16 protein-coding genes are annotated in these 19,639 nt (G+C 67.6%); 5 read left to right on the plus strand and 11 right to left on the minus strand.

The features are described 5' to 3' along the window. Positions 1-2: 2 nt before the first annotated feature. The 3 genes from ACWEQG_RS11600 to ACWEQG_RS11610 form a co-directional block, all read right to left on the minus strand. A complete protein-coding gene (locus tag ACWEQG_RS11600; protein WP_452283841.1) occupies positions 3-1,010 on the minus strand; it encodes a tyrosine-type recombinase/integrase in 1,008 nt (335 codons plus the stop codon). A gap of 468 nt (positions 1,011-1,478) precedes the next feature. Further along, positions 1,479-2,189: a hypothetical protein gene (locus tag ACWEQG_RS11605; protein ID WP_452283843.1), complete on the minus strand. Its 711-nt coding sequence runs from the start codon at positions 2,187-2,189 to the stop codon at positions 1,479-1,481. Between the two features lie 66 nt (positions 2,190-2,255). Continuing rightward, entirely contained in the window at positions 2,256-8,864 is a 6,609-nt protein-coding gene (locus tag ACWEQG_RS11610) for a DNRLRE domain-containing protein (RefSeq protein ID WP_452283845.1), read from the minus strand. A gap of 396 nt (positions 8,865-9,260) precedes the next feature. On the opposite strand from ACWEQG_RS11610, the gene ACWEQG_RS11615 reads away from it, so the two are divergent. Further along, the gene (locus ACWEQG_RS11615) at positions 9,261-9,473 is read left to right on the plus strand and encodes a CPCC family cysteine-rich protein (protein WP_452283847.1); all 213 of its coding nucleotides are present in this window, start codon (positions 9,261-9,263) and stop codon (positions 9,471-9,473) included. 450 nt (positions 9,474-9,923) lie between these two features. On the opposite strand, the gene ACWEQG_RS11620 is transcribed toward ACWEQG_RS11615, so the two are convergent. Next, a complete protein-coding gene (locus ACWEQG_RS11620) occupies positions 9,924-10,544 on the minus strand; it encodes a shikimate kinase (RefSeq protein ID WP_452283849.1) in 621 nt (206 codons plus the stop codon). A 271-nt stretch (positions 10,545-10,815) separates the two neighbouring features. After that, complete coding sequence (locus tag ACWEQG_RS11625; protein WP_452283850.1) at positions 10,816-11,211, minus strand: hypothetical protein; 396 nt, start codon at positions 11,209-11,211, stop codon at positions 10,816-10,818. 295 nt (positions 11,212-11,506) lie between these two features. Here ACWEQG_RS11625 and ACWEQG_RS11630 point away from each other — a divergent pair, with 295 nt between their 5' ends. Beyond that, positions 11,507-11,986, plus strand: coding sequence for a hypothetical protein (locus tag ACWEQG_RS11630; RefSeq protein ID WP_452283852.1), 480 nt, complete (start codon positions 11,507-11,509; stop codon positions 11,984-11,986). A 117-nt stretch (positions 11,987-12,103) separates the two neighbouring features. Here the strand turns inward: ACWEQG_RS11630 and ACWEQG_RS11635 are convergent, their stop codons facing one another. Then, a complete protein-coding gene (locus tag ACWEQG_RS11635) occupies positions 12,104-12,697 on the minus strand; it encodes a DUF6461 domain-containing protein (protein ID WP_452283854.1) in 594 nt (197 codons plus the stop codon). 1,066 nt (positions 12,698-13,763) lie between these two features. After that, positions 13,764-14,153, minus strand: a complete 390-nt coding sequence (locus tag ACWEQG_RS11640) for a YccF domain-containing protein (RefSeq protein WP_452283855.1) — start codon at positions 14,151-14,153, stop codon at positions 13,764-13,766. A 387-nt stretch (positions 14,154-14,540) separates the two neighbouring features. Here ACWEQG_RS11640 and ACWEQG_RS11645 point away from each other — a divergent pair, with 387 nt between their 5' ends. Next, entirely contained in the window at positions 14,541-14,921 is a 381-nt protein-coding gene (locus tag ACWEQG_RS11645; RefSeq protein ID WP_452283857.1) for a PLDc N-terminal domain-containing protein, read from the plus strand. A gap of 179 nt (positions 14,922-15,100) precedes the next feature. Here ACWEQG_RS11645 and ACWEQG_RS11650 read toward each other — a convergent pair whose 3' ends face one another. Both ACWEQG_RS11650 and ACWEQG_RS11655 read right to left on the minus strand, forming a co-directional pair. Next, complete coding sequence (locus tag ACWEQG_RS11650) at positions 15,101-16,105, minus strand: hypothetical protein (RefSeq protein ID WP_452283939.1); 1,005 nt, start codon at positions 16,103-16,105, stop codon at positions 15,101-15,103. A 112-nt stretch (positions 16,106-16,217) separates the two neighbouring features. After that, entirely contained in the window at positions 16,218-16,625 is a 408-nt protein-coding gene (locus ACWEQG_RS11655; RefSeq protein ID WP_452283859.1) for a winged helix-turn-helix transcriptional regulator, read from the minus strand. Between the two features lie 82 nt (positions 16,626-16,707). On the opposite strand from ACWEQG_RS11655, the gene ACWEQG_RS11660 reads away from it, so the two are divergent. Then, on the plus strand, positions 16,708-17,604 hold the full coding sequence (locus tag ACWEQG_RS11660; protein WP_452283861.1) for an NmrA family NAD(P)-binding protein: 897 nt from the start codon (positions 16,708-16,710) through the stop codon (positions 17,602-17,604). A 6-nt stretch (positions 17,605-17,610) separates the two neighbouring features. Here ACWEQG_RS11660 and ACWEQG_RS11665 read toward each other — a convergent pair whose 3' ends face one another. Beyond that, positions 17,611-18,195 carry a dihydrofolate reductase family protein gene (locus ACWEQG_RS11665; protein ID WP_452283863.1) on the minus strand — a complete coding sequence of 195 codons (585 nt, stop codon included), beginning with the start codon at positions 18,193-18,195 and terminating at the stop codon, positions 17,611-17,613. A 111-nt stretch (positions 18,196-18,306) separates the two neighbouring features. Next, a complete protein-coding gene (locus ACWEQG_RS11670; protein WP_452283865.1) occupies positions 18,307-19,125 on the minus strand; it encodes a hypothetical protein in 819 nt (272 codons plus the stop codon). Between the two features lie 141 nt (positions 19,126-19,266). Between ACWEQG_RS11670 and ACWEQG_RS11675 the strand changes: the two genes are divergently transcribed. Beyond that, positions 19,267-19,563, plus strand: a complete 297-nt coding sequence (locus ACWEQG_RS11675) for a hypothetical protein (protein WP_452283867.1) — start codon at positions 19,267-19,269, stop codon at positions 19,561-19,563. Positions 19,564-19,639: the final 76 nt, after the last annotated feature.

Below are 19,639 nucleotides of genomic sequence, written 5' to 3' on the forward strand. Positions count from 1 at the left end.
GTCTACGCTTGCGATCTCGCTAGCGTCAGGGACACCGTGGCCGTGCCCGTTGCGTGCCCGTTCGGATGGCGATCAGCGGGAAGCCACGGGGACTCACGATGACTCGACAGCCATAGGCCCAGGTTGTAGTTTTCCGCGGCGAGCATGTTCCCCGTATGACGCAGATCATGGAAGTGGAGACCGGAGAGACCCATCTCCTTGACCACGTCCACCCATCGCGTACGGGTGTTGAAGCCGCTACGTCGCAGCGGGCCGCCCTTGGCACCGGGGAAGAGGAGCGCGCCCGGATCGTCCTGGACGTAGGTCGCCAGGTGCTCACGTAGGGCCGGAGTGATGCCTTGAGGGATGCCGACCACTCGCCGACCCGCCTTGGACTTGGGTGGCCCGATGACCAGCTCCCCCGTGGAGCGCTCGACGAAGGCCGCCCGAACGCGCACGGTCCCGGCGTCCAGGTCGAGGTCACTGCGACGAAGGGCGCTCACCTCACCCCATCGCAGACTGGCGAAGGTGGCGAGCAGCACCAGGGCGCGGAAGCGCCGGTCCTGGGTGCAGTCGGCCCGGCCGTCCATACCCATCGCCCACAGCGCTCGTTCGGCATCCGCTCGGGTGCGGAAGACCTCGGGATGGGTGCGCATCTCCCCGTGCCGCTGAAAGCGCAGCCGATAGACGTTGTCCTTGAGCTTACGCACGTTGCCGACCGGGCGACGGCCCACGAGGTCCGCCAGCTCGAAGACCTGGGCCACGGTGAGGACCGGCCGCTCTTGTGCGTGCTCGTCGCCGGCCCCGCGGATCCGGCAGGGGTTGCGCGGGATGATGTGGACCTCTTCGGCCGCCGTCATCAGCACGGCCCGCAGCAGCCGGTACGCCTTGGCCGCCACCGACACCGAGACGCCGTTGCCGAGCAGGTCGGCCCGCCACTGCCGAATCATCGCGGTCGAGAGCTTGCCGAGCTGGATAGCCGGCGCCGTCGCCTCGGTCGGGCTGCGCCGAGCCGCAAAGCTGGGCCTCATCCCGGGCGCCCTGGCCGCGGGATGTCCCCGACCGCTACGGCCCCTGGGAGACCCTGCACGAGCGGCTGCGCCGGTGAAGTGCCGACGGCACTGGGAGCGAATCTTCGAGCACGCCAAGGTAAGTGTCCAGGGCGAGGAGGCGAGGCTAGACGAAGCGGTGATGATGCGCCGGTCGCTTACAGCGCCCGCGCCACCCGCCACGACCTGCGGCGACGTCGGATCGCCGCCACGATCCTCGAAAAGAAGGACCAGCTGGCCCACCGCAGAAGCCGGGGCTCGCGGGACGGCCGGCCGTACGCTCTCGATCCGGAGGTCTACAAGCGACGCAACGTCGTGGAACGCGCGATCGCGCGGCTCAAGCGCTACCGCGCGCTGGCCTCTCGCTATGCCAAACGCGCGGTCATCTACCGCAGTCAAATCCTGCTGGTCGCCACCGTGGGCCGGCTTTCCTGATTCACAGGACAGGCCTTAGTTGTCGATCAGGTAGCAGAAATGGGTGCCTCGCATCCAGTCATGTCCGAACTCCGTGCCGGTGACGCGGCCGATGAGCACGAAGGCGGAGGTGACGCACTCCGCGAGGGGTGGGCTGTAACCCTCCAGAGACAGCTGGGTGAAGTCCTCCCACTCGGCGGGCATGTCCTCCTCGTCCTCCTCCCCGTGGGTCTCCGACCACTCCTCGTAGGCGAGCCAGCCGGGCAGCAGGTCGGGATCGGTTCGCCAGCTCGTGTCCGCCCAGTCGAACCGCAGCCCCTCCGCGTAGGCGTCGAGCGCGTACGGGTCGCCGCCGCGACGGGCCCTGGGCCGAGTGATACTCATCTCGGTCAGATAGCTGCCGTTGGCCGCGTATAGGAGGGTGCCGGGATCGTTCACATGCCAGCTCAGCCCAAGCGCCCGGCCGCCCGTTGACAGCTTGTCGAGAGCGTCGATGGACTGAACGCCGTGGTACTGCACCACCTGTGTCCATCGGTCATTCAACCGGCCGATCCACACCGCCCCCTCGTCGTCGGAGAAGTTGCGCTTCCCAAGTTCAGCCCAGCTCAGCTGAACTTCGCTCCCGAGATCCGCGCCCATGAGCCGCGCCGTGTCATGCACTCCCCAGTTCTCCACCCATAGGCCCAGGAATTCCTGGCCCATGCCGTAGGACCGGATGAGATGCCACAGCCGCTCCTTATCTCTCACTTTTCCTCCTCGCGAATCGGGCAGAGGCCGCCGGTACGGCTTTCGCCGCGCCGGCGGCCGGCGTTTCTACTTGATATTCACCCAGAACTTGTCGTTGGCGAGCACCCGATATCTGGCGTAGAAGATATTCAGGTGCCTGCCGGCACTCGTGTTCTGGCTACCCAGGATGTTCTTCACCGAGAAGTTCTTCGCCCCATACCTGTCATGGACGAACGCGGCGCCCTGCTTGGTCGAGGCGAACGGGAACTCATCGCACTGCTCCCATTTCGTCTTGTCCTTCTCGCCCGTAAGCTTACGCGGCCGATCATCGAAGAACTCCTCGCAGACCTCGTCCTTCGCGTCCTGGTTAGCCTTGTACCGCGGGTCCTTGCTGGTGATTCTGGACAACGCCTCCCCGCTCGGCCACTTGCCGGGGAAATGCTTGGGCCCGTCCGTCTTGAAGGGCACGGTGTCCTGCGGACGGGTGTAGGCCAGCTCGATATGACGGGCAACCGCTCCGTTGTCGAGGTCGAGACGTGACATCTCGTAGACCCGGCTCGAACCGTAGAAGACGCATCCGCCCCGGTAGGTGGCCGTCTTCGCACCCATGGAGAGGCTGTCGCAACGAACGGTGGGCGCCCCCGCAGACTTGTCGTTTTCGGGCTTACCCCACGCGGAGACCGCGATCTTGTCCCAGTCTCCCGCGTGCACCGGGTCGTTGTAGACCATCCAGGGTCGGATCGAGCATCGGCTGGCCCTTCCCGTGCCGAAGGTCGAATGGAAGATGAAGACGTCGTCTCCGTCGTCCATCCACTTCTTCACGTTCCCGGTGCGGGTCAGGCCGCCGTTGTCTCCGGAGGAGAACACCTTGACGCAGTCGTTGGTGCCTCCGACGACGTCCACCTGCAACTTGAAGCTCTGGTACAGGTCAGTAGGGTTCGTACCGCCCAGGCCGAGCAACATGTTCCAGAAGTCGTCGTCCGCCGTCCAGAAGTTGTCGACTCTGGTCCAGACCTTGATGTCGCGGGGTGACAGGCTGGTTCCCGCCCCGCCGATCACGCTCAGCCCGTCGGCGGAGCCGAGGTAGCTGTGCATGACCACGGTCATGTCGAAGTTGAGGTAGTCCTCCACCCCGGTAGTCGTCAACATGCACTTGCAGTGCTTGTTGTACTTCGTGCTCCGCTCGTAGATCGCGAAACTGAGGTGACGGCTCCAGCAGCCACTGTAGGGCGAGATGGAGTCCCAGCCTTCGCCTCCGTTCCAGATGTCGGAGCCGCCAGTGCGCTGGTCGCGGCCCCGTTCACAGTCCTCCAGGGACATGTGGTCGTACTTGAAGTCGGCCGACGCCTGCGCGGACGCCTTCGCCGGTCGCGAGGCGAGCGGAGCCGGTGCGAACTGCGGCGCCTGGAGAGCGGTGATCTCCGGCAGTGTCAGGTTCTTCAGGTGAACGCGGACCTCGTCGATGCTCCCGACCATGGCGCTGCCCACGGTCATGAGCCGGGCGGCGTCCCAGGCGGGGAAGGTGAGCGTGGCCGTACCGATGGCAGTGCCGTTGAGATAGATCGTGGCTGTCTTGGCGGCCGCGTCGTAGACACCCGCCAGGTGGAACCACTCGCCCGCCGGGGGCTCCACGCCGGAGCGTACGCCCTCGACGGTGGCGTCGGCGGAGTCGGCGCTGGTGAAGGTGAACACCAGCCCATGCTCAGGGTCGTTGCCCAGCCGGAAGGGAGCCTGGTGGGCGCCCTTCTGCTCGACGACGCTGTAGGTGCCGTCCTTGTCGTTCCAGTGCAGCCAGGCGGCCACGGTGAAGCTCTGGTCGGTGCGGATGACCGGTCCGGCGGTCTGGGCCAAGGGCTCTTCACCGGGCTGGGCGACGTCGACGGTGACCTGCTGCCAGTCCGACCAGGTCGAGGCGGCCTGCTCGCTGACCGCGCGGACCCGCCAGCGCACTTTCCACCCGTCGGTCAGCTTCCCGGCGGGGACGGTGAGGCTGGTCTGGGTGCCGGAGGCGACGTTGTCGGCGCTGCCGCTCCAGATCTGGCCGGTGCCCTGACCTTCGGGGGCTGCCGGGTCGTGTTCGATCTCGGCCTCGGCGCGCAGGGCCTGCCCGGTGGGGTGGGTGAGGGTGGCCTTCAGCGTGGGGGTGCTTGTGGTGGTCACCGTCACGCCGTCCACCACCTTTGAGGGGGTGAGGGTCAGGTCGGTGGCGGTGGGTTTGGGCAGGCTGACGGTGAAGGATTGCCAGTCCGACCAGGCCGAGGCGGCGGTGGCCGAGACCGCGCGTGCCCTCCAGCGGACCTTCCACCCGTCGGCCAGGGTGTCGGCCGGGACGGCGATGTTCGCCTGGGTGCCGGCTGGGACGTTGTCGGCGCCGCCGGTCCAGATCTGGCCGGTGCCCTGGCCCTCGGGTGCGGCGGGGTCGTGCTCGACTTCGACCTCGGCGCGCAGCGGCTTGCCGGCGGGGTCGCTCACCTGGGCCAGCAGGGCCGGGGTGAGGGTGGGGGTGACGGTGGTGCCTTCCACCTGCTCGGACGGGGCGACCTGCAGCGCGCCAACGGCGGGTTCGGAGACCGGGTCGGGCACGTCCACGGTCAACGCCTGCCAGTCCGACCACGGGGAGCCGACCGTGGTGGCGGTGTTGACCGCCCGGACTCGCCATCGGACCTTCCACCCGTCGGTCAGCTTCCCGTCGGGCACGGTCACCGACGCCGGGGTGCCGGAGGCGACGTTGTCCACGGCGCCGGTCCAGATCTGGCCGGTGCCCTGTCCGGTGGCGGCCGGGTCGTGCTCGATCTCGAACTCGGCACGCAGCGGTTGCGCGGCCGGGTCGGTGACCGTGGTGTGCAGGGCCGGGGTCAGGCTGGTGGCCACGGTGCCGCCGTCCACCATGTGGGAGGGGGTGACCTGGAAGGCGGCGACCGTCGGGTTGGGCACGTCGATCGTGGCGGTCTGCCAGTCCGACCACGCCGACGTGGTCGACGCACCCGCGTTGACCGCCCGGGCCCGCCAGCGGACCTTCCACCCGTCGGCCAGTTTCCCGGCCGGGACGCTGACCGTGGCCTGGCCGCCGGAGGCGACGGCGGCCGAGCCGCCCGCCCAGATCTGGCCGGTGCCCTGGGAGGTGGCGGCCGGGTCGTGCTCGATCTCGAACGCGCCGGTCAGATCGCCGCCGGCGGTGTCGCTGACGGTGGCGGCAAGCTGCGGTGTGAGCGAGGTGGCCACAACGCCGCCGTCCACGCTGTGGGCGGGGGTGATGGCCAGGGCGCCGACCGCCGGCGCCGAGGCGGGCCCGCTGGTGGTGATGGTCAGGGTCGGCGGCAGGGTGAAGTCGGTGTCCTCCGAAGAAGTGAACACCCGGTAGTTGTCGACGTCCGTCTCACCGGGCGACTTGAGCACCAGACCGTGGTTGGCGGCGCCGGCGGCCCAGTCCTGGACGATGCCGGTGACGTTCCAGTCCATGCTGTCGGGATAGACGGCGCAGTCGGAGGTGACTCCCTTGAAGTTGGTGGAGGCGTCTTCAGTGGTGTGCGCGGGCTTGTTGGCCCAGTAGATGTTGTCGGGGTTCCACGCGCCGGTCAGGCGGGCGACCTGGATACCTCGGGAAAGCGCGGGGCCGCAGTTGTGGCTGTCGATGGTGTTCATCGACAGCGTGGCGCCGGTCACCGTGCTGCCCTGCAGGCCGGCGGTGTCGAACCGCAGGTGCACCCGCGACTTGATGAACCCGCTCATGGTGCCGGCCATGAGGTACGCGGTGTCCGGGACAGCGGGCGAACCCGCCGTGTCGAAGGTGGTGACTTCCACGTCGGCGGCGAGGGGCAGCGTGACCGCCGACGCCACACGCACCGGATAGGCGGTGCCGCCATCGGCCAGGAACGCCTGATCCGGCGTGATCACCAGCTCCGTACGGCCGTTCTTGATGACCACGTCCGTACCGGCCTCGCCTCGCCTGGCCGGCAGGTCCCTGGCACCGCCGTCCGACACCATCGGCCGGGTTCCCGCGACGACCAGCTTGTTGTCGGTGCCCTTCAGCAGCAGCCGGCCGCCCTTGCCCTCCGACAGGGTCAGGCCCTCGTCCTCGACGCCGATCCGCAGCTCCAGCGGCTTGGCCGGCCGCTGCCGCAGCACCACCTCATGCCGGAACCCCGTGGGCAACGCCGTCACCACCAGATCGGCCCCCACACCGGCGGCGTCGGTGTAGGTGGCCACACTGCCCTTGACCGTCGGCTTGGGCAACGGTGTCGGCCAGCGCAGCGCGTACGATTTGCCATCGGCCGTCATCTTCACGAACGGATCCGTGCCACCGGCGGAGAACTCCACGGCCGCGCCCTCGGCCAGAGTCTTGGGCCGCAGCTTCCCGCCCTGCTCGGTCAAAGCGGTGTCGACGGGCATCCAGCCGCTGCCCTGCCTGGTCCGCACCGGGCCGGCCGTCACCTCGGTCTTGAACGTCTTCCCGTCCGGCTGGGCATAGGTGATGCTGGTCGCGGTCGTCTCATCCGCGACCTCGACCGCCTTGCCCTGCTTGACCGCCGCCGCAGAGGCGGCGACCCGCGCCTGCGACGGCGCGTTGGAGATCGCGTTCCCGCTCTTGCCGGTGATCCACGCCGCCGTGTCGTTCAGGCTCGCGTCGTGACCGTTGCCCGAAGAGTCGGCCGTGGTGGAACCTGTACCTTCGTCGAGCTTCCAGTGGGCGGCCAGCGTGCTGACCGTGAACGACCACGGGTGGGGGTCCATCTTGTTGTCGGAACCGTCGCGAGCCCCGCTGACCAGCGCGGTGTACGTGGCTCCTGGCGTCAGCGGTCGGCCTGGCGTGAACGTCAGGACCTTGTTGCCAGCGTCCATGGCCGAGATGCCCTCGACCACCGCATCCTGGGCGTCCTTGACCGCCATGACGGCACCGGTGACCATCTCGTTGAACGTCGCGGAGATCTTGGTGGAGGGCAACGCGTCGGTCGAGTCCTCCACAGGGCTGACCGCGCTCACCTCCGGGTCGAATTCGTCCATCTCCGGATCGACGTCCGTGGTCCAATCCTCGCCTGGCAGGGGCGTCAGGTTCTGTGGACCCACGAAGTACGGCGTGGCCGCGTTGCTCTCCAGCCTCTCGGCGAGCGCGTCCGACATGGGCCCGAGGTCGATGACGGAGGAATCGGCCTGCCTGGCCAACGCGAGCGCCTCCTCCGGTGTGGGCTCGGACCGCCTTGGAGCGCCGCTCTCCGTCCAATGCAGGACGCTCCGCTCGACCGTTGCGGGCTCGTACTCGACCATAAGGGTGGGCGGGTGGCGAAAGCCCGGGTAGGGGCTGCCGCCGTATTCGCTGGCGTAGTACTGGCGCCAGTTGATCGCCGGGCTCTCGGTGACCGCCCGCAGCAGCAACCCGTGGTTGGGCTCGCCCTCTTCAATCCAGGCGCGGGCCATGCCGGTGATCCGGTGGACGAGCGCCTCTTCCTTGGCGCACCACCCAGTAGCGTTGGAGTCGGTGCTGTAGCCGTATTTGTTGCCGCTGCCGCCCTCGGTGCCGTTGTTCAAGGGCTGGTTGTTCCAGCTCAGGTTGGTCGACGTGCCGTCGAGGGTCCACGAGGAGGTGACGCGGGAGGCCACGATGCCCGACCCGATCTCGCCACACAGCTGGTTGTCGGGCCCGCCGGACTTGTAGTTCCACACATACAGGTCCGCGTCGATGACCCTGGCGCCCTCCAGCTCTGGGACGGTGGTGTCGAACTTCAGGTACACGCGGGCGACGTCCGCGCTGGTCTGCGTAGTGCCCACGCGCAGGTATCCGGCCGCGGCGTTGTTGGCGCTGGGGTTGTTCTTGTTGACCCAGGCGTCGGTGGGGACGCCGCCGCCGAACCATTCGGAGGCGGCCGCGATCGTCACCGGGTAGGTCACCGCTGGGTCGGCCAGGAACGTCGTATCCGGGGTGAACACCAGCTCGTGGGTCTTGCCGGAGGATTCCACGCTCGCGGTGACCGGGGAACTCTTGCCCTTCTCGGGCGAATTCTCCACCTTGGCGTCCATCGCGGTCAGCACGATCGGCGCCGCCTTCGGCTGTCCCTTGGCGTCCTGCAGCTGCGGCTGCCCCTCGGTGCTCTTGCCGAACTTCGTGTCCTTGGGCAGCGTGAGCGGCAGCCGCACTGTCACTGGGCCGGTCGGCTTGCGCCGGAAGACCACCTGGGAGACGAACCCGTCGGCCAAGGCCAGCATCACCAGGTCCGCCCCTGGCGCGACGGCGTCGGGGTAGGTGATCGTACTGCCGGAGATCTTGGGTTCCGGCAGTGCCCGGGTCACGCCCAAGCCGCTCTTGCCCTTTTCCCCGGTCGCTGACACCAGGTGTTTGGTGCCGCGTCCGCCGAAGGTCAGCGGGGTCTTGACCCGGGCCGCCTGCAGTTTGCCGTCGCGGGTCACGATACGGGTGTCGATGGGCTCCCAGGCGCCGCTGTCGGGGTTCTTCAGCTGGACGGGCCGGGTGTGCAACTCGGCACGCAGGTTCTTGCCGTCGGGGTCGGCCCAGACCTTCATGGTTTCGGTGGAGCGGGAGGGGACCTCGACGGGTTTGCCGGACTTGACGGCCTTCTCCCAGGCGATCTTGAGGGCCGGATCTGAGGCGGCGTCTGGTGGTGTCGTCGATGCGGCGGTCGGGGTGGGGGATGGCGTGGGGCCCTGGGCGATCGCGGGCGCGCTCATGAGCGAGAGCGGCAGCATCAGTGTTGTGATCAGGGCAGCGCGGCGGTGCGTCCGGGCGGATAAGCCGGACGCTGATCGGCGTGTTTTCACTCACAGCCTTTCGAACATATGTGGCAAAACAAAGTGATCATCACATCAAGCGAAGATGAAAGTAAAGATCGTTTCCGGTATCAGGAAAGCGCTGCTCCGTGATCACCGCACGTCGTCCACTCGCAGGCGCAGCCGCGATCCGCTCGTGGCCTTGAGAACGCCGGCACCTGCTCTCCGTCGGCACCGTCCCTCAGCCGGACGAGGACCTGCCCGGCGACTTCGACCGCGACGTGCACTACGGCACCCTGGCCAACCCCCCGGGATGCGCCAGGCGTTCATCTCCGACCTCAAAGACTCGCGCGGCTGGTACCAGATCTGCCCCGTGTGCTTTGGGAGGACGACGGGCAGGACGACCACGATGCCGACGACGTCCGGCGCGGCGGCCCCAACTATGGACTGAGCCTCACCCAGGCCCGCCTCAACTTCCAGCAGATCGGCGCCTACCGCGAGCGAGCCGTCCGCCATGTACGCCCCCCACGGCGCGAGGAATTCCCCACCGAGACAACCCCAGGGCCGCCTACCCGCGATCCGGACTGAAGCGCGCAGGCCAGACACGTGATCGTCGTGCAATTAGCCAGGGGAACGAGGGGGCGATCACGGTCACTCGTGACCGACTCCAAGCCCAGGTCAGTGCGCCTAACGGCCGTGATCCATGCAATTCCCCAGCCGACAGCGCGGGTTCGATTCCCGTCACCCGCTCTCAGTGCGAAGGACCAGGTCAGGGAGCACATCCCAACCCGGGCCTTGATTGTTTTCGGGGCGCTTTTATTTCCGCGTGCCATTGGCATGCCATTCGGAGCCAGGGCATCAGACAGCCGCTGGTGAGCCAGCGAGGTAGCGGCTGGCGAGCTTGTCGAAGCGGGTGGCGATGGCCCGCCACTGCTTGAGCTTGCAGAAGCAGCGCTCGACCAGGTTGCGCTGCTTGTAGGCCTCGGCATCGACTTGAAGTGCCGATGGGCTTCGGCCGCTGAACCTCGCGTCGACCGCCTACGCCTCAAGACCGAACACCGCGGAGACTCGCCGTTCGAGATCTTCCTCGGTGTCCCCGGAAGCCACCCTGAGCCCGTAGAGACCTAGATTCCGGGTCTGCGCTCTGAGCCGATCGGTGAACAGTGCGTCGCGTTGGAGCAGGTTCTGCAGCGCCCGCTGCGGGTCGCCAGTGTTGGCGAGGTATCCCCACGTCGGCCCGCCGCGGCTGTCGAACACCGCCTGGCGAAACTGGGGAGTCGGCAGCAGCCACACGGCATGGCGCCGTTCGGCGAGCAGGGGTTGGACGAGGCCGGGCAGCAGCCGGAATCCCTCGGCGACCACTGGCAGGTCGGCGGGGAGGGTTAGAAGGTCTTGAACGATCAGCTTGAATCCTTCGCCGTGAAACCAGTGGAAGGTGTCGAGCATCTCGCGCGGACTTCTGGCCACCCAGCGTTCGTCCATGTCCATGGCAGCGAACTTGCCCAGGTAAGGAGCTTGTTCCATGGGAATGCGGCGGGCGTGGTCGCGCATGACCGCGTCGGTATCGTACAGACGCATCCCGTACCGATCGGCGATGCGTCGCGCGATGGTGGATTTTCCGGCTCCACTCCCGCCGCCGATCCAGTAGACGTGGCGCAAGCGTTCCCTCCGAACCCTGGGAGAAGCACCTTCGTGCGGTTCAGAGCGCATCCGTTAGCTCCTGTCGACTGCTGCCCGATGGGCGGTTGAGGACGAAAGCCTGGTGCACAACCGGCCGGCCGTAGCTGGCTGCGGCAGGGGCCTGATCGCCCCGCCCGCCATCGGCCCAGGACAAGCCGAGCAGACCAGTGCCCGCTTCCCCTTCGGGCGGGTCGACGGCAAACGGGGTCGCGGTGATCAGGTAGGTGCGAGGCGTGCGCGTCCGCGCAGACTATGGTTGCTGGTCCTCAACGATAAGGACTCCGGCGCCCCGATGAGTTGCCAGGAAGGCGGCAACATCTGCGGGATCAGTCCGTTGAGTTCCCAGGCTGTCACCATCTCGCCTCTGGTAAGCAGCCAGAATCTCGCCAATCAATTCATCATCAAGCCGAGGAACGACATAGTTCGGCATGGTACCCCGTAGGAAGAGCAGGGAAGAGATACGACGAGCCGGGCCGGGAACATCGTCACCATGCTTGTCCAGTACCGTCCCAAGACGGAGATGGGGAGCGACCGCCACGAGATCGTCAAGCAGCGGCGTCTCTTTCCAGTTCCACCACCTCCTGATCTCGTCGTCCGGAATATTGTGATCGACGGCCACCAGGGAGATGTCATGGGTCGGATCCATCACATGGTCATCATGGTGGCTCGTCACGCTCTCTGCACGCGACTCCGATCGACGGGCCATTAGCAGGCCATTAAGCAGGGTGACGCGGGGTCGACCACGGTCACTCATGACCGGTCTCACACGCAGGTCAGCGACTCTACGGGCCCTAATCCATGCAATTCCCAAGCTGACAGCGCGGGTTCGATTCCCGTCACCCGCTCCACTCACGAAGGCCCAGGTCAGACATGAATCAAGACCCGGGCCTTGTTTGTTCTCGAGGCGCTTTGATGGTTCAGGAACAGGCTGAGGGGGCGGGATGAACAGGGTCGTGGTTCTCGGGCGGGGTGGCGCGGGCAAGTCCACGCTCGCGGTCCGGCTCGGTGAGGTGCTGTCGCTGCCGGTCGTCGAACTGGACAAGCGCTTCTGGAGCGCCGGGCTCTCTCCCACCCCCAAGGAGGAGTGGGAGGTCGTTCAGCAGCGGCTCGTCGATGCGCCCCGATGGGTCCTCGATGGTGACCTGGGCCCCTACGACGTCCTCGACGTCCGTCTACGAGCCGCTGACACGGTGGTCGTCCTGGACTTTCCGCTGTGGCGCTGCGCCTGGCGTGCGCTGCGCCGCTCCCGCGAGGATCTGACCTTCTGGCGCTGGGTCCTCACCTACCGGTGTCGCGCTCTGCCCCTCGTGATGGACACGATCGCCGAACACGCGGGCACCGCCGAACTCCATGTGCTGAAGAACCCCGACGGAGTCGAACGGTTCCTGGCCAGAGCGAACGGGGCCACGCCCCGGCCCTAACAGCCCGACCGGGTGGTCGCCCTCGTCGTCACCGCGTCGAGTGATCTGCCGGTCGATCGCGTCCGTGATCGTCCTGTCGGCACCCCGTACGGCGTGCTGGTAGATCATCGCGGCGCTTCAGGCGACGGTGCCACCCAGCCACGGTCCGTTCAGGGTCTCCTCCGTCAGCATCACCCCGGTCAGCCTCGCCATGAGCAGCAGTGCCGAAGCCACGTTTGGACGTCTGCCGGTCGCACCGTCGTGGCTGTCTCCTGGCGTGTAGTCGGGATCGAAGCCCGCATCCCGCATCACATTCACCAGGCGATCCGGGTCACTCCCGGAGCGCCAGGCGGGAATTCCAGGGCTGAAGCAGGTGATCAGTTCCCCGTCGACTGCATACGCGAAGTCATCACTTGCGTAGTCGTGCCGTAAGACAGATACGGACTCTGTCCCGCTCGACAGTGCCCGTAGGGTGTCGATCTCTGTGGCGTGCCACCCGTACACCTCGATAAGCGCGGTCCAATCGCCCAGGCGTCCAGCCAGAACCGTGTCGGGAAACAGCCCCCCGTCAATCAACTGCTCGTACGTGAGCGGCTCAATGCTCTCTTCACTGGCACCCATCCGGCGAAGAGCCTCAACCTCATCAACGTCCCGAACGAAGGTCAGACACCAGAGATCACCCAAGCCCCACTCGGGGTACAACCACGCGATATCAGCCCGCGAGATGTTCATAGTCAGCACTCCCTAGTCCATCCCCCCTCCAGGTCCCGACAAGGTATCGACTCGATCCGACATTCGCTCCCTCTCGCCCCCTTCAGCGAACGTCAATGCCTCCGGCGGGGGCGCTCCGGCTCCGGCGTGATCACCAAGGCCCCGCTCATCATGGCCGGCCGTAGTTGGCTGAGGCCGGCGAGGATGCCTTTGGCGAGAACTCAGGCCAAGGTCACCGATGGCAGCCGCAGTGTGGGTACCCGCGCCCGCGCATTGCCATACAGCAGTTCCCTCCGCGAAGGCGGCATGGCAGCCAAGCCGATGCTCGGGACAGGTAGGCCACACTCCCCAGATGTGTTCCATGACGACGTCCTGGACCGCGTCTGCGATCTCGACAAGCGCGACGCCGGCGTCTTTACCGCTGCTGGGCCAGATGGGAGGACCGCCACAACCGCCGCAGCACCCCACCCGCGCACAGCCGCTGTCATCCCAGTCCGGGATCGTGATCCCCAGCACCGCATCGATACCTGAGGCGCGGACATCGCCTTCCACGACCTTCACTGCTGTCTCCAGCGTGGCCCAGAGTTGATCGAAGCCTGTCGCCGTAAGCAGGTCCCGCCCGAGCTGGGCCACTTCCTCTGATGTCAACTCCGCTGTCGGGCGTTCCAGGATCTTTCTCGCAGGAGGGCAGCCTAGATCGGCTTCCTCCATCAGGCACGCAAGCTCGACAACCGGCTCGGCGCCAAGGTCGCCCTCACGCAACCCCCGGTAGATCTGGGCGGCGAACCGCCCGGCGTCGCTCCCGTCCTGGTAAATGGAGTACACGTCAGGAATGGTCTCCCTACTCGACATGAATGACCAACGCGAGCCCAGATAGCGAAGCGGCCAGGCCCAGGTCAGGGGCACATTCCCGACCCAGGCCTCGATTGTTTTCAGAACCATCGCGACTCGGGCGCACTGATTCCCACGACGTCCTCGTGGCCGTCAGAGTCCGTCACCGACAATTTCTGCTATTCGGCAGGCCGGTCGTTCCCGCGCACGGGACGCGCTTGATCCCCGAGAAGACCGGCTTGTCGTCGCCGACCACTCATCCGCGGCTCACGGGAACGATGTCCTTACCCAGCGGCATCAGCGAGATCGGGATCATTTTGAGGTTCGCGATCCCCAGCGGGATGCCGATGATCGAGATGAACAGCGGGATCGCGGTGGCGATGTGCCCGATCGCCAACCAGATCCCGGCGACGAGCAGCCAGATGACGTTGCCGAGCACCGACCACGCGCCGGAGGACGGCTTGTCGGCGACGGTCCGGCCGAACGGCCACAGCGCATAGCCCGCGATCCGGAACGACGCGATGCCGAACGGGATGGTGACGATGAGGATGCAGCAGATGATCCCCGCCACGACGTAACCCAATGCGAGCCACAGGCCAGCGAAGATCAGCCAGATGACATTCAGGACGGTGTTCATACTGCTCACTGTTCCACCCGGCCAGCTCAGCAGGTAGCGGACGGTCCTTACACAACAGGCGGTGACCGCCTGGCGGTCAAGGGGGCGACGGGCGATGAGCGCACTCCGTCATATCAGACGGTGCTGAGGGCGTCGTCAGCCCCATGCTCATCACCCCAATCGCTGGGACGATGCTCGCCCTCGGAGTTCAACAGGACCAGGCCATCGGAGAACCAGACATCCTCGTCGCGATCATGCCGAGAGTTGGCGGCGTCCGTGCCAGATGGGTGCGGGAACGGACGGCGATCAACGGAGAATCGCGGGGCCGCATCGGAAAAGATCCGGTACCGGGAAAGCCGCGTCGGACGAAGATCGGATCCACTACGCTCTGCGCGTCTGACACCGGGAGGATTCGGGATGCCCCTCATCTACGGCGGGTTCGGTCTGGTTCTGCTCGCCTTATGGATCTTTTGCCTGTTCGACGTGATCGTCACGGCGGAGGAGGACTGCCGCAACCTGCCCAAGGGATTGTGGATCATGATCGTCCTGTTCCTCCCGGAGGTCGGATCGATCCTGTGGCTGCTGTTGGGCCGGCCGCAGAGCGTGACGCGACCCGGCGGGCTGCCCTACAAGGGCAACGCCGGGCACTTCCCCGAGTACGACCGGCCGGGCCGGTTCGTCCCCTCCAACCCTGACGACGACGAGGAGTTCCTCCGGCTCTGCCGGGAGCGGGCCGAGGAGCAGCGCCGCGCCTACCGCGAGCAGCAGCGTCAGGCGGAGAAGAACCAGGACCAGTAGTGCGTGGCCACGGGGTGAGCCCGATCCGGCACAGCGTCATCGCTCGCGCAACGGAACGCCCCGACGCGTCGTGGCGAGGCCGACCGGCCCGAGCCGCCGGCGTTCGAGCGCGCCGTGACCGGCCCCGCAGCCCCACCCCCATCGCCGTCACCGCCGATGTCCTGCTCCGGCCCGTGTGATCAGGTCGCGGCCAGCGGTGCGCCGATCTGAATATCGAGATAGGCCACCAGATCATCTCCCTTGGCGGCGCCCCGGCGCGCGTCGATGATCACGATTGTTCCGGCCACGATGCCGGCGAAGCCGGTGCCGGATCGCCGGGACTGTTCAATGCGCTCGGTGACCGGACGGCGGACGGCCTCGGTGAGGAAGGTGAGGCCGTGCGGGAACTCCTCCCCGAGCAGGTGTCGTTGCCGGCCCGCCTCGATCAGGCTGCCGATGCCGAACTGGGCCGAGACGATCTGGTCACCACGGAGGGCGACGCGGAAGTAGCCGTTCGACTGCGTACGGTTGCAGCTCTGCTGGGGTGGATAGAAGCAGTCGTAACCACCGGCCACGAGATCATCGACGGCGGAGCTCATCGTGGTCGCGTAGTGCTCCGAGCCGAACGGCCAGCGTCGCACGGAGGAGCCCCGGGCGGTGACGATCAGCCCGGTGTTCCTGTCGTAGCTGTAGTCGGCGTGCGTGTCCCGCCAACTCGTCCGGGGAATGTCGCCACTTCGTCGCGTCGCACGTGTCTCGAGATCGCGGTCGAAGTCGTCGATCTCCTGCCGCACGCGATCAACGGCGTCGGGCCAGATCGCGGTCAGCGCCGGTGCCGCGGCCGCGGCAACGTGGTCCTCCTCATGGTTCGCCTCCGTGGACGGGAACCATGCCCAGGCGAGCCGGTCGTCGCGGTCGAGCAGGAACTGCGCCACCTGCGGATAAACCGACTCCGCCTCGTCGCGATGACCGACCCGGCACCATACGGCACGGCCGTCCGTGTTGGCTCGGACCTGCGCGCAGAACCAGCCGGCCTCCCGCAACGGCCGGGTGACGGCCCCCGCCGTACCGTCGGCCGGAACCGGCTCGGCCCGCGAGTTCTCACCCGCCGCCTCATGCTCGTAGACGCCGGCGGGCGGCAGGGACGGCGGCTCGTCCGATCGGGTGCAGCCCGTCAGCGCGAGCGGACCGAGGCACATGAGCATGAAGGTCACGGCACGAGCTCCACGGACCGGTCGATGCCGGCCTGCGGGCGCGGGAGATGGGCCGGACACGGAGCTCATCGGCCCGGCTGCGGACGGCGTCGCGCCAGGAGACTCACAGGTGCTCCTGATCCCAGCGGCCGCGGGCCGCGGCGACGGCGTCCTTGTGATCGCGGGACCAGTCGGCCAGGGCGAACACCATGTCCGCCAGGCTCTTGCCCATCGGCGTAAGCCGATAGTCGGTCTGCGGTGGGATGGTCGGATAGACGGTCCGTTCGACCAGCCCGTCGCGGCACAGCCGTTTGGTCGTCAGTGTGAGCATCCGCTGCGAGATACCGGGAATCGCCCGCTCCAGTTGCCGGAAGCGGCGGGTTCCCTTGGACAGCTCGACCAGGACCAGCACGGTCCATCGATCACCGAGCCGGTCGAGCACATCGCGGATCCCACAGTCGTCATCACCACAGGGTCCGGCGGGAACAGGGCCGCTGACCTGTGGGATTACCGCCGTGTTCGTGACTGACACGAAAGTGCCTCCTTACGATGCCGCGGTGCGGCGCGGATGATCGGGTGCTGTTCCAGCCTGCACCAACATCGAGGAGCTTCGAATGATTCTCGTCACCGGCGTCTCCGGAGGGCTCGGCGGCCTGATCTTCCGTGGTCTGTCCGCCGAGGACGGCCTTGACGTGACCGGCGGCACTCGCTCGGGCGACGGGGCGACCGCACGCCGGATCGACTTCGACGACCCGGGCTCGCTCGCCGAGGGATTTCGAGGCGTTGACGTTTTGGTGTTCGTCTCGGCCGGATACGCCGAGGACGACGTGGTGCTGGCCCGCCATGGCGCGGTGGTGGACGCGGCCGAGGCGGCGGGCGTCCGGCATGTCGTCTACACCAGCCTGGCGAGGTCGGGCGACCTGTTGACCATCGCGCTGCCCCACCGCTGGACCGAAGCCCGCCTCGCCGCGGCCCCGTTCGATGTGACGATCCTGCGCAACGGCCTGTACGCCGAGGTCGCGGCCGGGCTCGCCACGGCCGCCGCCGCGTCGGCGGCCGAGACCGGCGTCTTCGCCGCCGCTTTCGGCGCCGGGCGGATGTCCGTCGTGGCGAAGGAGGACCTGGCCGAGGTCGCCGTCCGGGTCGCCGCGGAGATCCAGCGTGACCTCGCCGCGGGCCGCCGCAGCCGGCACGCGGGCAAGACCTACGAACTGGAGGGCGTCGAGGCGATCGGCGGCCAGGACATCGCCGAGGTGCTGACCGGCGCACTGAACCGCCCGGTCCATTACCAGCCGATCTCTCTGTCCGCCGCGCGCGAGGCACTGGCCGACAGCGGCCAGGACCCTTACCAGATCACCCACACGCTCTCGATCTTCTCCAACATCGGCGCCGGATGCCTCGAGGCCCACGACACCGATCTGACCACCCTCCTGCCGGCCGGGCCCCGCGGCGTACGAGACCACATCGTGCAGGCTGTCGGTGCTCACCAGCCGGTCCCCAGCCGGGCCTGATTTCTCTCACCCCGCGCCGGGCCGGTAGGTGGCGATGACGACGCCGGTCCTGGTCGTCGTGGAGTCGACGAGCTCGAAGGACTCCGGCGTGGTCCCCTCGAACAGCCGCCGCCCCGAGCCCAGCACCAGGGGGTGGACCAGGACGACGATCTCGTCGACCAGCCGGCGGGGCAGCAGCGACCTGACGAGGACCCCGCTGCCGAACACCACGAGGTTGCCGTCCAGCTCCTCCCTCAAGCCGGCTACCGCGTCCGCGGCGCCGCCCTTGAGAAGGGTGGAGTTCTGCCAGGTCAGCGGCTCGGTCAGCGTGGTGGATGCGACGTACTTCTGCACACGGTTGAGCGCGTCGGTGAACGGGTTCGGCGCCTGCGCGGGCCAGTAGTCCGCGAAGCGCTCGTAGGTGATCCGGCCCGCCAGCAGGGACCAGGCGTCCGTCATCCGTGCGCCCATCGCCTCCTGCATGGCGGGGTCCTGGCGGCTGGTCGCCCATCCCCCGTGCCGGAATCCGTCGCGGGGGTCCTCGTCGGGGTGCCCCGGTGCCTGCATGACGCCGTCGAGTGTCAGATGCTCGATGGCGACGACCTTGCCCATGCCGCTTCTCCTCCGTGGTCGTGTTCGCCGGGAACGCGCCCGGTTCACCCTCTACACGAACGGCAGACGGCCGGATCGACAGCGAGCATCGTGCCGGACATGCCGATGTCGTCAGCTTCGGCCCGGCCTGTCCCCCGGCTCCCGGTCATCCTGCCGCCGAAGTAGCCGCCGCCGATGACCAGGAGGGCGTGCGGCGAGGGCCAGGACGGCGCAGTAGATCGGGAGGAACACCTCCCACGTGTCGCCGCGCACCGCGGGTAACACGGGACGCAGCAACTCGTACGCGACGCCGAGGAGCAGCGCGGCGAGCGGATAGAGCAGAGACCGCCGTACAGCCGCCTCACTCCTCTTCCACCGGACGACCAGGGAGGCGAGCACGAGGACGATCGCCAGGAGGACGGCGGCGAGTGTGACGACCATCAGCGAGTTGCTGGAAAGCGGCGGCAACGCCGCCGGGTTGCCGCCGGCACCGCCGTCGCTGCGCGGCCAGTTGGAGGTCGCGACGGTGAACGACGCCACCGCGATGGCGAACACCGAGAGCTTCGCGGCGAGCGGCAGCGCGGGGCGCCCGTCCGGAAAGATCGCGGTCGCGAGCAGCAGGGGTGTCATGACCTGCGGCACCCAGATCCAGTAGTGCAGCCACGAGTTCCAGCTCGCCGCCGATCCGTCGGACGCGATGACGAGGCCCGGCAGCTCGCACGCCAGCCCTGCCACGCCCAACAGCCCGCCGAACAGGAGGATTCGCCCGATACTCCGGCTTTGGGCCCGGCCGCCCGCCCACGCCCCCGCCAGCAGCATCACGCCCGCGCGGAGGGCCTCCGCTACGGTGCCGGTACGGGCGACGGGACCATCGGCGATCAGCGTGACGATGACGGGGAGGGCGGCCAGTCCCAGCAGCGCCGTCCCCCAGAATCGGAGCGAAGCCCACATGACAGACATGATCCGCCGGCCCACAGGAGTACGAGAAAGATCGGGGCGATGACCGGACACAGGCCTGATGTACACGCCCGGCGTACGGGAGGAACAAGGGGTGGGCTCTGGGGGCCCGTTCTGGCGAACCTCGGACTCGGCGTGCCCGCGATCGTGCCGTTCTCTCTGGCGTGGTGGCTGCTGACCGAGTACGTGCCGATGGACTGCAAAACCTCTGAGGACCTTGTCAAGCCGGGGCTCACCAACTGCGACTACACGACCCTCGATCACGCGTACCCCGTCATGCTGCTCCTGGCGGTGACCGGCGTCCTCACCGTGGCGTTGGTGGTCGTGATCGACGTGATGCTCCCGCTCGGACGCGGGCGAAAGCCGGCGGCATGGCTCGGCGCGGCCGCGCTCATCCCCGTCCCGTTCGCGGTGTGCCTGGCGCTGGCCTGACCTGGCTCGGCCTCGCGGCGGCCGGGTGCGCGGCCGAAAATGAGAACGGGTGGACGCCCCGGCGAAGCCTAGACTG

Source organism: Microbispora sp. NPDC004025 (assembly GCF_053604425.1).